The sequence below is a fragment of the Pseudomonas sp. RL_5y_Pfl2_73 genome, assembly GCF_963970515.1.
Taxonomy (GTDB): Bacteria; Pseudomonadota; Gammaproteobacteria; order Pseudomonadales; family Pseudomonadaceae; genus Aquipseudomonas.
In genome coordinates, this window is record NZ_CAXAPD010000019.1 from 1 (window position 1) to 15,472 (window position 15,472).

The 15,472-nt window shown below is 56.1% G+C and carries 11 protein-coding genes, 1 tRNA gene and 1 pseudogene; all 13 read left to right on the plus strand.

Translation table 11 applies throughout. The features are described 5' to 3' along the window. Positions 1-127 (plus strand): annotated as a pseudogene (locus AACY42_RS18420) (hypothetical protein); the annotation flags it as partial. Between the two features lie 53 nt (positions 128-180). Continuing rightward, positions 181-256, plus strand: a tRNA-Trp gene (locus AACY42_RS18425). A gap of 45 nt (positions 257-301) precedes the next feature. Then, positions 302-670 carry a preprotein translocase subunit SecE gene (gene secE, locus AACY42_RS18430; RefSeq protein WP_339481463.1) on the plus strand — a complete coding sequence of 123 codons (369 nt, stop codon included), beginning with the start codon at positions 302-304 and terminating at the stop codon, positions 668-670. Positions 671-679: 9 nt separating this feature from the next. Continuing rightward, positions 680-1,213, plus strand: coding sequence for a transcription termination/antitermination protein NusG (nusG, locus tag AACY42_RS18435; protein ID WP_003186097.1), 534 nt, complete (start codon positions 680-682; stop codon positions 1,211-1,213). Positions 1,214-1,330: 117 nt separating this feature from the next. Next, positions 1,331-1,762, plus strand: a complete 432-nt coding sequence (rplK, locus tag AACY42_RS18440) for a 50S ribosomal protein L11 (RefSeq protein ID WP_003176435.1) — start codon at positions 1,331-1,333, stop codon at positions 1,760-1,762. Continuing rightward, the gene (gene rplA, locus AACY42_RS18445) at positions 1,762-2,457 is read left to right on the plus strand and encodes a 50S ribosomal protein L1 (RefSeq protein ID WP_003186095.1); all 696 of its coding nucleotides are present in this window, start codon (positions 1,762-1,764) and stop codon (positions 2,455-2,457) included. Before rplK ends, rplA begins: the two co-directional genes overlap by 1 nt. 198 nt (positions 2,458-2,655) lie before the next feature. Beyond that, positions 2,656-3,156 (plus strand): 50S ribosomal protein L10, encoded by a 501-nt coding sequence (gene rplJ, locus AACY42_RS18450; protein WP_003206099.1) that lies wholly within the window; start codon positions 2,656-2,658, stop codon positions 3,154-3,156. Positions 3,157-3,234: 78 nt separating this feature from the next. After that, positions 3,235-3,600, plus strand: coding sequence for a 50S ribosomal protein L7/L12 (gene rplL, locus AACY42_RS18455; protein WP_007970414.1), 366 nt, complete (start codon positions 3,235-3,237; stop codon positions 3,598-3,600). 220 nt (positions 3,601-3,820) lie between these two features. Next, a complete protein-coding gene (rpoB, locus tag AACY42_RS18460) occupies positions 3,821-7,894 on the plus strand; it encodes a DNA-directed RNA polymerase subunit beta (RefSeq protein ID WP_013694338.1) in 4,074 nt (1,357 codons plus the stop codon). A 64-nt stretch (positions 7,895-7,958) separates the two neighbouring features. Next, on the plus strand, positions 7,959-12,158 hold the full coding sequence (gene rpoC / locus AACY42_RS18465) for a DNA-directed RNA polymerase subunit beta' (protein WP_339481466.1): 4,200 nt from the start codon (positions 7,959-7,961) through the stop codon (positions 12,156-12,158). 216 nt (positions 12,159-12,374) lie between these two features. After that, a complete protein-coding gene (rpsL, locus tag AACY42_RS18470; RefSeq protein WP_003186084.1) occupies positions 12,375-12,746 on the plus strand; it encodes a 30S ribosomal protein S12 in 372 nt (123 codons plus the stop codon). Between the two features lie 102 nt (positions 12,747-12,848). Continuing rightward, the gene (rpsG, locus tag AACY42_RS18475) at positions 12,849-13,319 is read left to right on the plus strand and encodes a 30S ribosomal protein S7 (protein ID WP_003186074.1); all 471 of its coding nucleotides are present in this window, start codon (positions 12,849-12,851) and stop codon (positions 13,317-13,319) included. A 30-nt stretch (positions 13,320-13,349) separates the two neighbouring features. Then, the gene (gene fusA, locus AACY42_RS18480; RefSeq protein WP_339481468.1) at positions 13,350-15,455 is read left to right on the plus strand and encodes an elongation factor G; all 2,106 of its coding nucleotides are present in this window, start codon (positions 13,350-13,352) and stop codon (positions 15,453-15,455) included. The last annotated feature ends 17 nt before the right edge of the window (positions 15,456-15,472 follow it).

Below are 15,472 nucleotides of genomic sequence, written 5' to 3' on the forward strand. Positions count from 1 at the left end.
AGGTGACAACATTCAGATGACTGTTACCCTGATCAAGACCATCGCGATGGAAGACGGTCTGCGTTTCGCTATCCGTGAAGGCGGTCGTACCGTCGGCGCTGGCGTCGTAGCCAAAGTCATCGAGTAAACAGTTGTAATGTCTTTTTCGGGCCGGCATAATGGTCGGCCTGATTTTGTTTTAGGTCAGTAGCTCAATTGGCAGAGCGACGGTCTCCAAAACCGTAGGTTGGGGGTTCGATTCCCTCCTGACCTGCCAGATTCACTCAGTGTGTCTGGCTTTCTTTTCACAGGATCTTCATAGATGACTCCTAAAGCTGAAGCTCAAGGCTCTCGCTTCGATCTGCTCAAGTGGCTAGTGGTAGTCGCTTTGGTGGTTGTTGGCGTTGTTGGCAATCAGTATTATTCTGCTTCGCCGATCCTGTACCGTGTACTTGCATTGCTTGCCATTGCCGCTGCTGCTGCCTTTGTAGGCCTGCAGACGGCCAAGGGCAAGTCTTTCTTTGTACTCGCTAAGGAAGCTCGCACTGAGATTCGTAAAGTCGTATGGCCGACTCGCCAAGAAACCACGCAGACCACGTTGATCGTTGTGGCTGTTGTTCTGGTAATGGCGTTGCTGTTGTGGGGGCTTGATTCCCTGCTCGGCTGGCTTGTTTCCTTGATTGTTGGCTAAGGGTGTCCCGTGGCTAAGCGTTGGTACGTTGTGCATGCTTACTCGGGTTATGAGAAGCATGTTATGCGCTCGCTGGTAGAGCGCGTAAAGCTGGCTGGCATGGAAGATGGCTTTGGCGAGATTCTGGTCCCCACTGAAGAAGTGGTTGAGATGCGTAATGGCCAGAAGCGCAAAAGTGAGCGTAAGTTCTTTCCAGGCTATGTGCTGGTACAGATGGATATGAATGAAGGGACTTGGCACTTGGTCAAGGATACCCCTCGGGTGATGGGCTTCATTGGCGGTACCGCCGACAAGCCTGCGCCGATCACGGATAAAGAGGCAGAAGCGATTCTGCGTCGCGTCGCTGATGGTAGCGACAAGCCGAAGCCGAAGACATTGTTTGAGCCAGGTGAGGTTGTACGCGTCACCGACGGTCCATTCGCTGATTTCAATGGCACGGTTGAAGAGGTTAACTACGAAAAGAGCCGGATCCAAGTGGCAGTGCTCATTTTCGGTCGCTCTACTCCGGTAGAGCTAGAGTTCAGTCAGGTCGAAAAGGTCTGATTGAACAGGCATCCCAACCCCGCAGCCCAAGGCTGTGGGGTTTTGTCGTCACTGGGATAAACGCGCAAGTAACCGGGGAGCCTTTCGAGGCGTTCGAACCCGTAATTGGAGTGCCTCATGGCCAAAAAAATTACCGCTTACATCAAGCTGCAAGTGAAGGCCGCTCAGGCTAACCCAAGCCCACCTGTTGGTCCTGCCCTGGGTCAGCACGGCGTGAACATCATGGAGTTCTGCAAGGCCTTCAACGCCCGTACTCAGGGTCTTGAGCCAGGTCTGCCGACTCCAGTGATCATCACTGTCTACAGCGACCGTAGCTTCACTTTTGAAACAAAAAGCACCCCAGCTTCGGTTCTGCTGAAGAAGGCTGCAGGTTTGACCAGCGGTTCCGCTCGTCCAAACACCGTTAAGGTTGGCACCGTTACCCGTGCTCAGCTGGAAGAAATCGCGAAAACCAAAAACGCGGATCTGACTGCAGCTGATATGGATGCAGCCGTGCGTACTATCGCCGGTTCTGCTCGTAGCATGGGCCTTAACGTGGAGGGTGTGTAATGGCTAAGCTGACCAAGCGTCAAAAGGCTATCGCCGGCAAAATCGAAGCAGGCAAGGCCTACAACTTTGTAGACGCCGCCGCTCTGCTGGCTGAGCTGTCGACTGTCAAGTTCAGCGAGTCGTTCGACGTTGCTGTAAACCTGGGCGTTGACCCGCGTAAATCCGACCAGGTCGTTCGTAGCGCTACCGTGCTGCCGCACGGCACTGGCAAGACCGTTCGTGTAGCTGTCTTCACCCAGGGCCCAGCGGCTGAAGCTGCTCTGGCCGCTGGCGCTGATCGCGTAGGCATGGACGATCTGGCTGCTGAAATGAAGGGCGGCGACCTGAACTATGACGTAGTGATCGCATCCCCGGATGCCATGCGCGTTGTAGGTCAGCTGGGTCAGATCCTTGGTCCACGTGGTCTGATGCCTAACCCTAAAGTCGGCACCGTAACGCCAGACGTAGCCACCGCGGTTAAAAACGCCAAGGCTGGTCAGGTTCGTTATCGCACCGACAAAAACGGCATCATCCACACTTCCGTTGGCAAGATCGGCTTCGACGCCGTCAAGCTGAAGGAAAACGTTGAAGCCCTGATCGCTGATCTGAAGCGTATCAAGCCAGCTTCTTCGAAAGGTATCTACGTCAAGCGCGTTACCCTGAGCACCACTATGGGGCCAGGCCTGGTCATCGATCAGAGCTCGCTCGACGCGTAAGACTCAGGTTGGCGCAAGTAATTGCGCCAACCAAAAAATTGGGGTCCCTGCCTGGCGGGGGCTGTCCAAGACCGTAGGCGACGCAAGTCTTAAACCACAAGCCTACGCAGATGGTGCTCCCGGTTCCTTACCGAATCAGACACCAAAACGACATTCGGTTTCGACCGGATGAAACGGTAACAAGCAGGAGTTAAACCCGTGGCAATTAAACTCGAAGACAAGAAGGCCATCGTCGCTGAAGTCAACGAGGCTGCCAAAGCTGCTCTGTCCGCTGTCGTGGCTGATGCCCGTGGCGTAACAGTAGGCGCTATGACCGGACTCCGTAAAGAGGCTCGTGAAGCTGGCGTTTACGTACGTGTTGTACGTAACACCCTGCTCAAGCGCGCTGTTGCTGACACTGAATACAGTGTCCTCAACGACGTGTTCACCGGCCCGACCTTGATCGCGTTCTCCACCCAACATCCTGGCGCTGCTGCCCGTTTGTTCAAGGAGTTCGCCAAAGGTCAGGACAAGTTCGAGATTAAGGCAGCTGCGTTCGAGGGCAAGTTCCTCGCAGCTAACCAGATCGACGTACTGGCAACTCTGCCGACCCGTGACGAAGCAATTTCTCAGCTGATGAGCGTGATTCAAGGCGCAACCAGCAAATTGGCTCGTACTCTGGCGGCACTGCGCGACCAGAAAGAAGCTGCCGCAGCCTAAGGCTCGACACTCCTTTTCGCGTTTTTTGTTTATTTCGATGGTCGCGTAGGCCGTCCCCCAATCCAGGAATTTAGAGTCATGTCTATCTCTCAAAACGATATCCTCGAAGCCGTTGGCAACATGTCCGTAATGGAAGTTGTTGAGCTGATCAAAGCTTTCGAAGAAAAATTCGGTGTTACCGCTGCTGCTGCTTCCGCTGGTCCAGCTGTTGCTGCTGCCGTTGCTGAAGAGCAAACCGAGTTCAACGTCATGCTGACCGAAGCTGGCGAGAAGAAAGTAAACGTGATCAAGGCAGTACGTGAACTGACCGGTCTGGGCCTGAAAGAAGCCAAGGCTGTAGTTGACGGCGCTCCTGCCATGGTTCTGGAAGCTGTTGCCAAAGATGCAGCTGACAAAGCCAAGGCCGCTCTGGAAGAAGCAGGCGCTAAAGTCGAGCTGAAGTAAGCATCGACTTTGCGTCTCCAGCCCGAGCGTTAAGCGACAGGCTGATGGCTGGTGGCTCTTGCCACCGGCCTTTTTCCGTTATTGGCAGCCGACTGGGTCGGTGCCGATAGCGAGCTGTAACCACCCGATGTGGTGGCGCAAACCATGGGGTTTGCACGATTTTCTGGCTGCTCCCGTCGGGAGGGGCCAAACAAGCAGGTGACCAAGCTGGGGAACGCTGATGGCTTACTCATATACTGAGAAAAAACGTATCCGCAAGGACTTTAGCAAGTTGCCGGACGTCATGGATGTGCCGTACCTCCTGGCCATCCAGCTGGATTCGTATCGTGAATTCTTGCAAGCGGGAGCGACTAAAGATCAGTTCCGCGACGTGGGCCTGCATGCGGCCTTCAAATCCGTTTTCCCGATCATCAGCTACTCCGGCAATGCTGCGCTGGAGTACGTCGGTTATCGCCTGGGCGAACCGGCATTTGATGTCAAAGAATGCGTATTGCGCGGTGTTACTTACGCCGTACCTTTGCGGGTAAAAGTGCGCCTGATCATTTTCGACAAAGAATCGTCGAACAAAGCGATCAAGGACATCAAAGAGCAAGAAGTCTACATGGGTGAAATCCCCCTGATGACTGAGAACGGTACCTTCGTAATCAATGGTACCGAGCGTGTAATCGTTTCCCAGCTGCACCGTTCTCCGGGCGTGTTCTTCGACCACGACCGTGGCAAGACGCACAGCTCCGGCAAACTGCTTTACTCCGCGCGCATCATTCCTTACCGCGGTTCGTGGTTGGACTTCGAGTTCGACCCGAAAGACTGCGTATTCGTGCGTATCGACCGTCGTCGCAAGCTGCCTGCATCGGTACTGCTGCGTGCGCTCGGCTATACCACCGAAGAAGTGCTGGACGCGTTCTACACCACCAACGTCTTCCATGTGCAGGGTGAAAACCTCAGCCTGGAACTGGTGCCTCAGCGCCTGCGCGGTGAAATCGCTGTCCTCGACATCCAGGATGACAAAGGCAAGGTTATTGTCGAGCAGGGTCGTCGTATCACTGCTCGCCACATCAACCAGCTGGAGAAAGCCGGGATCAAAGAGCTGCAGGTGCCTCTGGACTACGTCCTGGGTCGCACCACGGCCAAGGTCATCGTGCATCCGGCCACCGGCGAAATCCTGGCAGAGTGCAACACCGAGTTGAACACCGAGATCCTGGCAAAAATCGCCAAGGCCCAGGTCGTTCGCATCGAGACGCTGTACACCAACGACATCGACTGCGGTCCGTTCATCTCCGACACGCTGAAGATCGACTCCACCGGCAACCAGTTGGAAGCCCTGGTCGAAATCTATCGCATGATGCGTCCTGGCGAGCCGCCAACCAAGGATGCCGCCGAGACCCTGTTCAACAACCTGTTCTTCAGCCCTGAGCGCTATGACCTGTCTGCGGTCGGTCGGATGAAGTTCAACCGTCGTATCGGTCGTACCGAAATCGAAGGTTCGGGTGTACTGAACAAGGACGACATCGTTGCCGTCCTCAAGACCCTGGTCGACATCCGTAACGGCAAGGGCATCGTCGATGACATCGACCACCTGGGTAACCGTCGTGTTCGCTGTGTCGGCGAAATGGCCGAGAACCAGTTCCGTGTTGGCCTGGTGCGCGTAGAGCGTGCGGTCAAGGAACGCCTGTCGATGGCTGAAAGCGAAGGCCTGATGCCGCAAGACCTGATCAATGCCAAGCCTGTGGCTGCGGCGGTGAAGGAGTTCTTCGGTTCGAGCCAGCTGTCCCAGTTCATGGACCAGAACAACCCGCTGTCCGAGATCACGCACAAGCGTCGTGTCTCCGCACTCGGCCCGGGCGGTCTGACCCGTGAACGTGCAGGCTTCGAAGTTCGTGACGTACACCCGACTCACTACGGTCGTGTATGCCCGATCGAAACGCCGGAAGGTCCGAACATCGGTCTGATCAACTCCCTGGCTGCCTATGCGCGTACCAACCAATACGGCTTCCTCGAGAGCCCGTACCGCGTGGTGAAAGACGCCTTGGTTACCGACGAGATCGTGTTCCTGTCCGCCATCGAAGAAGCTGATCACGTGATCGCCCAGGCTTCGGCCACGATGAACGACAAGAAGGTCCTGGTCGACGAGCTGGTAGCTGTTCGTCACTTGAACGAGTTCACCGTCAAGGCGCCGGAAGACGTCACCTTGATGGACGTATCGCCCAAGCAGGTAGTTTCGGTTGCAGCGTCGCTGATCCCGTTCCTCGAGCACGACGACGCCAACCGTGCGTTGATGGGTTCGAACATGCAGCGTCAAGCTGTACCAACCCTGCGTGCCGACAAGCCGCTGGTAGGTACCGGCATGGAGCGTAACGTTGCCCGTGACTCCGGCGTTTGCGTCGTGGCTCGTCGTGGTGGTGTGATCGACTCTGTTGACGCAAGCCGTATCGTGGTTCGTGTTGCCGATGACGAAGTTGAAACTGGCGAAGCCGGTGTCGACATTTACAACCTGACCAAATACACCCGCTCCAACCAGAACACCTGCATCAACCAGCGTCCGCTGGTGAGCAAGGGTGATCGGGTTCAGCGCAGCGACATCATGGCCGACGGTCCGTCCACCGATATGGGTGAACTGGCGCTGGGTCAGAACATGCGCATCGCGTTCATGGCATGGAACGGCTTCAACTTCGAAGACTCCATCTGCCTGTCCGAGCGTGTGGTTCAGGAAGACCGCTTCACCACGATCCACATCCAGGAACTGACCTGTGTGGCCCGTGACACCAAGCTTGGCCCAGAGGAAATCACTGCGGACATCCCTAACGTGGGTGAAGCTGCACTGAACAAACTGGACGAAGCCGGTATCGTTTACGTAGGTGCTGAAGTAGGTGCAGGCGACATCCTGGTGGGCAAGGTCACTCCGAAAGGCGAGACCCAGCTGACTCCGGAAGAAAAACTGCTGCGTGCCATCTTCGGTGAAAAAGCCAGCGACGTTAAAGACACCTCCCTGCGCGTGCCTACCGGCACCAAGGGTACCGTCATCGACGTACAGGTCTTCACTCGCGACGGCGTTGAGCGTGATGCTCGTGCACTGTCGATCGAGAAGACTCAACTCGACGAGATCCGCAAGGACCTGAACGAAGAGTTCCGTATCGTCGAAGGCGCAACTTTCGAGCGTCTGCGCTCCGCTCTGGTCGGCCACAAAGCCGAAGGCGGCGCCGGCCTGAAGAAAGGTCAGGAAATCACCGACGAAGTTCTCGACGGTCTTGAGCATGGCCAGTGGTTCAAACTGCGCATGGCTGAAGATGCTCTGAACGAGCAGCTCGAGAAGGCCCAGGCCTATATCGTTGATCGCCGCCGTCTGCTGGATGACAAGTTCGAAGACAAGAAGCGCAAACTGCAGCAGGGCGATGACCTGGCTCCAGGCGTGCTGAAAATCGTCAAGGTTTACCTGGCAATCCGTCGCCGCATCCAGCCGGGCGACAAGATGGCCGGTCGTCACGGTAACAAAGGTGTGGTCTCCGTGATCATGCCGGTTGAAGACATGCCGCACGATGCCAATGGCACCCCGGTCGATGTGGTCCTCAACCCGTTGGGCGTACCTTCGCGTATGAACGTTGGGCAGATCCTTGAAACCCACCTGGGCCTTGCGGCCAAAGGCTTGGGCGAGAAGATCAACCGCATGATCGAAGAGCAGCGCAAGGTCGCTGACCTGCGTAAGTTCCTGCACGAGATCTACAACGAGATCGGCGGTCGCAACGAAGAGCTGGACACCTTCTCCGACCAGGAAATCCTGGATCTGGCGAAGAACCTGCGCGGCGGCGTTCCAATGGCTACTCCGGTGTTCGACGGTGCCAAGGAAAGCGAAATCAAGGCCATGCTGAAACTGGCAGACCTGCCAGAAAGCGGCCAGATGCAGCTGTTCGACGGCCGTACCGGCAACAAGTTCGAGCGCCCGGTTACCGTTGGCTACATGTACATGCTGAAGCTGAACCACTTGGTAGACGACAAGATGCACGCTCGTTCTACCGGTTCTTACAGCCTGGTTACCCAGCAGCCGCTGGGTGGTAAGGCGCAGTTCGGTGGTCAGCGTTTCGGGGAGATGGAGGTCTGGGCACTGGAAGCGTACGGTGCTGCATACACTCTGCAAGAAATGCTCACAGTGAAGTCGGACGATGTGAACGGCCGGACCAAGATGTACAAAAACATCGTGGACGGCGATCACCGTATGGAGCCGGGCATGCCCGAGTCTTTCAACGTGTTGATCAAGGAAATTCGTTCCCTCGGCATCGATATCGATCTGGAAACCGAATAACACGTGACGCGAATCGAGAGCGGGGCTGTTTTGCCCGCTCTCTGCTCCGCCAGGAGGAAAGGCCTTGAAAGACCTACTGAATTTGCTGAAAAACCAGGGTCAAGTCGAAGAGTTCGACGCCATCCGCATTGGATTGGCCTCGCCTGAGATGATCCGTTCGTGGTCGTTCGGTGAAGTTAAAAAGCCGGAAACCATCAACTACCGTACGTTCAAACCTGAGCGTGACGGCCTGTTCTGCGCCAAGATCTTTGGCCCGGTCAAGGATTACGAGTGCCTGTGCGGTAAGTACAAGCGCTTGAAGCACCGTGGCGTGATCTGCGAGAAGTGCGGCGTTGAAGTCGCGCTGGCAAAAGTTCGTCGTGAGCGCATGGCGCACATCGAGCTGGCCTCGCCAGTTGCCCACATCTGGTTCCTGAAATCGCTGCCGTCCCGTATCGGCCTGCTGATGGACATGACCCTGCGTGATATCGAACGTGTTCTCTACTTCGAGAGCTATGTCGTTATCGATCCAGGCATGACCACCCTTGAAAAAGGTCAGCTGCTCAACGACGAGCAGTACTTCGAAGCGCTGGAAGAGTTCGGCGACGATTTTGATGCCCGCATGGGTGCCGAAGCTGTCCGCGAACTGCTGCACGCTATCGACCTGGAGCACGAGATTGGCCGTCTGCGCGAAGAAATTCCGCAAACCAACTCCGAAACCAAAATCAAGAAGCTGTCCAAGCGTCTGAAGTTGATGGAAGCCTTCCAGGGTTCCGGCAACCTGCCAGAGTGGATGGTACTGACTGTTCTGCCGGTTCTGCCGCCAGACTTGCGTCCACTGGTTCCGCTCGATGGCGGTCGTTTCGCGACGTCCGACCTCAACGATCTGTATCGTCGAGTGATCAACCGTAACAACCGCTTGAAGCGTCTGCTCGATCTGTCCGCTCCGGACATCATTGTGCGCAACGAAAAGCGTATGTTGCAGGAAGCGGTCGACGCACTGCTCGACAACGGTCGTCGTGGTCGCGCTATCACCGGTTCCAACAAGCGTCCTCTGAAATCCCTGGCTGACATGATCAAGGGTAAGCAGGGTCGTTTCCGTCAGAACTTGCTCGGTAAGCGTGTTGACTACTCCGGTCGTTCGGTCATTACCGTAGGCCCGACCCTGCGTCTGCATCAGTGCGGTCTGCCAAAGAAAATGGCCCTGGAGCTGTTCAAACCGTTCATTTTCGGCAAGCTGGAAATGCGTGGTCTTGCGACCACCATCAAAGCGGCCAAAAAAATGGTCGAGCGCGAACTGCCAGAGGTCTGGGACGTTCTCGCTGAAGTCATTCGCGAACACCCGGTCCTGCTCAACCGTGCGCCGACCCTCCACCGTCTGGGTATCCAGGCGTTTGAACCAGTACTGATCGAAGGTAAGGCTATCCAGCTGCACCCGTTGGTCTGTGCTGCGTACAACGCCGACTTCGACGGCGACCAGATGGCCGTGCACGTACCGCTGACACTGGAAGCCCAGTTGGAAGCGCGTGCGTTGATGATGTCGACCAACAACATCCTGTCGCCAGCTAACGGTGAGCCAATCATCGTTCCGTCGCAGGACGTTGTATTGGGTCTGTACTACATGACGCGTGAAGCGATCAACGCCAAGGGCGAAGGTCGTGTGTTCGCGGATCTGCAGGAAGTTGACCGTGTGTTCCGTGCCGGCGAAGCCGCACTGCACGCCAAGGTCAAGGTGCGGATCAACGAAACCGTGAACGATCGTGACGGCGGCAGCGTGACCAACACTCGTATCGTCGACACCACTGTCGGCCGCGCGCTGTTGTTCCAGGTTGTGCCAAAAGGCCTGTCCTACGACGTCGTCAACCTGCCAATGAAGAAAAAGGCGATCTCCAAGCTGATCAACCAGTGCTACCGCGTGGTTGGTCTGAAAGAGACCGTGATCTTCGCTGACCAGTTGATGTACACCGGTTTTGCCTATTCGACCATTTCCGGTGTTTCCATCGGTGTTAACGACTTCGTTATCCCGGATGAAAAAGCCCGCATCATCGGTGCTGCTACCGAAGAAGTGAAAGAGATCGAAAGTCAGTACGCCTCCGGCCTGGTAACCCAGGGCGAGAAGTACAACAAGGTGATCGACCTCTGGTCCAAGGCGAACGACGAAGTATCCAAGGCGATGATGGCTAACCTCTCGAAAGAGAAAGTCATCGACCGTCACGGCAACGAAGTCGACCAGGAGTCGTTCAACTCGATGTACATGATGGCCGACTCGGGCGCACGGGGTTCTGCTGCGCAGATCCGTCAGCTCGCCGGTATGCGTGGCCTGATGGCCAAGCCGGACGGTTCCATCATCGAGACCCCGATTACCGCGAACTTCCGTGAAGGTTTGAGCGTACTTCAGTACTTCATCTCCACTCACGGTGCTCGTAAGGGTCTTGCGGATACCGCGTTGAAAACGGCGAACTCCGGTTACCTGACTCGCCGTCTGGTAGACGTTGCCCAGGATCTGGTCGTGACCGAGATCGATTGCGGCACCGAGCATGGCCTGGTAATGACTCCGCACATCGAAGGCGGTGACGTTGTAGAGCCGTTGGGTGAGCGCGTATTGGGTCGTGTCATCGCCCGTGACGTATTCAAGCCGGGTACCGAGGACGTGATCGTTCCTGCGGGCACCCTGGTTGACGAGAAGTGGGTCGAGTTCATCGAGCTCAACAGCATCGACGAAGTGATCGTACGTTCGCCGATCAGCTGCGAAACTCGCTACGGTATCTGCGCTAAGTGCTACGGTCGCGACCTGGCACGTGGTCACCAGGTGAACATCGGTGAAGCGGTCGGCGTTATCGCTGCCCAGTCCATCGGTGAGCCGGGTACCCAGCTGACGATGCGTACGTTCCACATTGGTGGTGCGGCAAGCCGGACCTCCGCAGCCGACAGCGTTCAGGTGAAGAATGGCGGTACCGTCCGTCTGCACAACCTGAAGCACGTTGAGCGCGTGGATGGTCACCTGGTTGCTGTATCCCGCTCCGGTGAGCTGGCCATCGCTGATGACTTCGGTCGTGAGCGTGAACGCTACAAGCTGCCGTACGGTGCTGTGATTTCGGTCAAGGAAGGTGACAAGGTCGACGCTGGCGCCATCGTGGCCAAGTGGGACCCGCACACTCACCCGATCGTTACCGAAATGAAGGGTACCGTGACCTACGTGGGCATGGAAGAAGGCATCACGATCAAGCGTCAGACCGACGAATTGACCGGTATGACCAACATTGAAGTACTCGATGCAAAAGATCGTCCAGCTGCCGGCAAGGACATCCGTCCTGCTGTGAAGATGGTCGACGACAACGGCAAGGATCTGTTGCTGCCAGGCACTGACGTAATCGCTCAGTACTTCCTGCCAGCCAACGCCTTGGTCGGTGTTGCGGACGGTGCGCGGATCGCGATCGGTGATGTTATCGCCCGTATCCCGCAGGAAACTTCGAAAACCCGCGACATCACCGGTGGTCTGCCGCGTGTTGCCGACTTGTTCGAAGCCCGTCGTCCGAAAGAAGCCTCGATTCTGGCTGAAGTCAGCGGCACCATCGCGTTCGGTAAAGAGACCAAGGGCAAGCGTCGCCTGGTCATTACACCGAACGACGGTAGCGATCCGTACGAAGAGCTGATTCCGAAGTGGCGTCACCTGAACGTCTTCGAAGGCGAACAGGTAAACCGCGGCGAAGTTATCTCGGACGGTCCGAGCGATCCACACGACATCCTGCGTCTGCTGGGTGTGAGTGCGCTGGCCAAGTACATCGTGAACGAGATCCAGGACGTTTATCGTCTGCAAGGCGTGAAGATCAACGACAAGCACATCGAGACCATCCTGCGTCAGATGCTGCGTAAGGTCGAGATCGCTGAATCCGGCGACTCGAGTTTCATCAAGGGCGACCAGATGGAACTGACTCACGTACTGGTGGAAAACGAGCGCCTGTCGACTGAAGACAAGTTTGTCTCCAAGTTCACTCGCGTGCTGCTGGGTATCACCAAGGCGTCGTTGTCCACCGAATCGTTCATCTCGGCGGCTTCCTTCCAGGAAACCACTCGCGTACTGACCGAAGCGGCGGTAACCGGCAAGCGCGATTACCTGCGCGGCCTGAAAGAAAACGTGGTCGTGGGTCGTCTGATCCCGGCCGGTACCGGCTTGGCCTATCACAGCGAGCGCAAGCGTCGCCGTGATGCTGACAAGCCGTTGCGCGTAAGCGCCAGTGAAGTGGAAGCTGCACTGACCGAAGCACTGAACTCGAGTGGTAACTGAGTTCTGCAGTAATTGAGTGCCAGGCCCTGGTCGCCCCGTTCGGCGGATCGAGACAAATCGTCGAGATCCGGCGGGCGGGGAGGTCGGGGCCTTGCCTTGACTGGGGGCAAGATCCTCTTTAGACTCTTGATCCCCTAAATTTGGCGGGAATTCGTTCCTGCCATTTTGCTTTTCTTGTAAGACAATAGCGTCGCAAGACAACAGTGGAGCTAGTAGATGGCAACTATCAACCAGCTGGTACGTCAGCCGCGTAAGCGTATCGTCGAGAAATCCGACGTGCCTGCGCTGCAGAACTGCCCGCAACGTCGTGGCGTATGCACCCGTGTGTATACCACCACGCCGAAAAAACCTAACTCGGCACTGCGTAAAGTATGCCGTGTGCGTCTGACCAACGGTTTCGAGGTTTCCTCGTACATCGGCGGTGAAGGCCACAACCTGCAAGAACACAGCGTGGTGCTGATCCGCGGCGGTCGTGTAAAAGACTTGCCAGGTGTTCGTTACCACACCGTTCGCGGCTCTTTGGATACTTCCGGTGTTAAAGGTCGTAACCAGGGTCGTTCGAAGTACGGTACCAAGCGTCCGAAATAATCGGCCGTTTTGCAGTTTTTAATTTTATTGAGTCGATAAGAGTAAGGTCGGGCACGCATCTGCTGTCCCGGGCTAACCTGAAGACCGTTTGAGGGCTTATCAATGCCAAGACGTCGCGTAGCAGCCAAACGTGAGATTCTGGACGATCCGAAATACGGAAGCCAGATTCTCGCCAAGTTCATGAACCACGTAATGGAAAGCGGCAAGAAAGCCGTTGCCGAGCGTATCGTTTATGGCGCACTGGACAAAGTTAAGGAACGCAAGAACAGCGATCCCCTGGAAATCTTCGAGAAAGCTCTCGACGCCATCGCTCCGCTGGTCGAAGTGAAGTCGCGCCGTGTAGGCGGTGCTACTTACCAGGTTCCGGTCGAAGTTCGTCCGTCCCGTCGTAACGCCCTGGCAATGCGCTGGTTGGTAGACTTCGCCCGCAAGCGCGGTGAGAAGTCCATGGCCCTGCGTTTGGCTGGCGAACTGTTGGACGCTGCTGAAGGTAAAGGTGCTGCAGTTAAGAAGCGTGAAGACGTGCACCGTATGGCTGAAGCCAACAAGGCTTTCTCGCACTACCGCTTCTAATTTTAGCGTCACTCAATTTGCGAGGGCTTTATGGCTCGTACTACACCGATTAATCGCTACCGTAACATCGGTATCGTTGCTCACGTGGATGCTGGTAAAACCACCACCACCGAGCGCGTCCTTTTTTACACCGGCAAAAGTCACAAGATGGGCGAGGTGCATGATGGCGCCGCGACCACCGACTGGATGGTGCAGGAGCAGGAGCGTGGTATTACCATTACTTCTGCTGCCATTACCGCTTTCTGGAAGGGTTCCGAGAAGCAGTACAAGGACGAGCACCGCTTCAACGTCATCGATACCCCGGGCCACGTTGACTTCACTATTGAAGTTGAGCGTTCCCTGCGCGTACTCGACGGCGCTGTGGTTGTATTCTGCGGCACCTCGGGTGTTGAGCCTCAGTCGGAAACCGTATGGCGTCAAGCCAACAAATACGGCGTTCCGCGTCTTGTTTATGTGAACAAGATGGACCGTGCTGGTGCCAACTTCCTGCGCGTGATCGGTCAGATCAAGCAGCGTCTGGGTCACACTCCAGTGCCTATCCAGCTGGCTATCGGTGCCGAAGACAACTTCCAGGGTCAGATCGATCTGATCAACATGCAAGCGGTCTACTGGAGCGATGCTGACAAAGGCATGGTTCCTGTTCGCAAGGACATTCCTGCTGAATTGCTGGAAGAAGCCGAGCAATGGCGCAGCAACATGGTTGAGGCTGCGGCCGAAGCCAGCGAAGAGCTGATGAACAAATACCTCGAGGGTGAAGAGCTCACCAACGAGGAAATCAAGGCCGCTCTGCGTCAGCGTACTATCGCTGGCGAAATCGTTCTGGCTGTTTGCGGTTCTTCCTTCAAGAACAAGGGTGTTCCCCTGGTTCTCGACGCCGTTATCGACTTCCTGCCTGCGCCGACCGACATTCCTTCCATCAAGGGTACCGACCCGGATGACGAGACTGTCGAGCTGGAGCGTCATGCAGACGACAACGAGCCGTTCTCGGCCTTGGCGTTCAAGATCGCTACCGACCCATTCGTGGGTACCTTGACATTTGTCCGTGTTTACTCGGGCGTGTTGAACTCCGGCGACGGCGTGATCAACTCTGTAAAAGGCAAGAAAGAGCGCGTAGGCCGTATGGTGCAAATGCACGCAAACGCCCGCGAAGAGATCAAGGAAGTGCGCGCTGGCGACATCGCGGCCTTGATCGGCATGAAGGACGTCACCACGGGTGAAACTTTGTGCAGTGGCGACAAGCCAATCATCCTGGTTCGCATGGACTTCCCGGAGCCGGTTATTTCGGTTGCCGTTGAGCCTAAGACCAAGGACGACCAGGAAAAAATGGGTATCGCTCTGGGCAAACTTGCTCAGGAAGACCCGTCTTTCCGCGTCAAGACTGATGAAGAGACTGGTCAGACGATCATCTCGGGCATGGGCGAGTTGCACCTGGACATCCTGGTTGACCGGATGCGCCGTGAGTTCAACGTCGAAGCCAACATCGGTAAGCCTCAGGTTTCCTATCGTGAGCGCATCACGAAGAACTGTGAAATCGAAGGTAAGTTCGTTCGCCAATCCGGTGGTCGTGGCCAGTTCGGTCATTGCTGGATCCGTTTTGCACCGGCTGACGAAGGTCAGGAAGGTCTGCAATTCGTGAACGAAGTTGTAGGTGGTGTGGTTCCTAAGGAATACATCCCGGCGATCCAGAAGGGTATCGAAGAGCAGATGAAGAACGGCGTTGTCGCCGGCTATCCGCTGATCGGCCTGAAGGCGACTGTGTTCGATGGTTCTTACCATGACGTCGACTCCAACGAGATGGCGTTTAAGGTGGCTGCTTCCATGGCAACCAAGCAATTGGCCCAGAAGGGCGGTGGTGAGTTGCTTGAGCCGATCATGGCGGTAGAGGTCGTTACGCCTGAAGACTACATGGGTGATGTCATGGGCGACCTTAACCGTCGTCGTGGCATGATTCTGGGTATGGAAGATACGGTTTCCGGCAAGGTGATTCGTGCTGAGGTTCCGTTGGGTGAAATGTTCGGTTACGCGACCGACGTTCGTTCCATGTCTCAGGGTCGCGCAAGCTACTCTATGGAATTCAAAAAATACAATACAGCTCCGTCGCATATCGTCGAGACTGTTACCAAAAAACAAGGCTGATTCAGCCCCTTTAAGCT

Bases quoted from the DNA above. Each gene is read 5' to 3' on its own strand.
- secE (WP_339481463.1), top strand. From the start codon at position 302: ATGACTCCTAAAGCTGAAGCTCAAGGCTCTCGCTTCGATCTGCTCAAG.
- rplK (WP_003176435.1), top strand. From the start codon at position 1,331: ATGGCCAAAAAAATTACCGCTTACATCAAGCTGCAAGTGAAGGCCGCT.
- rplA (WP_003186095.1), top strand. From the start codon at position 1,762: ATGGCTAAGCTGACCAAGCGTCAAAAGGCTATCGCCGGCAAAATCGAA.
- rplL (WP_007970414.1), top strand. From the start codon at position 3,235: ATGTCTATCTCTCAAAACGATATCCTCGAAGCCGTTGGCAACATGTCC.
- rpoB (WP_013694338.1), top strand. From the start codon at position 3,821: ATGGCTTACTCATATACTGAGAAAAAACGTATCCGCAAGGACTTTAGC.
- rpsL (WP_003186084.1), top strand. From the start codon at position 12,375: ATGGCAACTATCAACCAGCTGGTACGTCAGCCGCGTAAGCGTATCGTC.
- rpsG (WP_003186074.1), top strand. From the start codon at position 12,849: ATGCCAAGACGTCGCGTAGCAGCCAAACGTGAGATTCTGGACGATCCG.
- fusA (WP_339481468.1), top strand. From the start codon at position 13,350: ATGGCTCGTACTACACCGATTAATCGCTACCGTAACATCGGTATCGTT.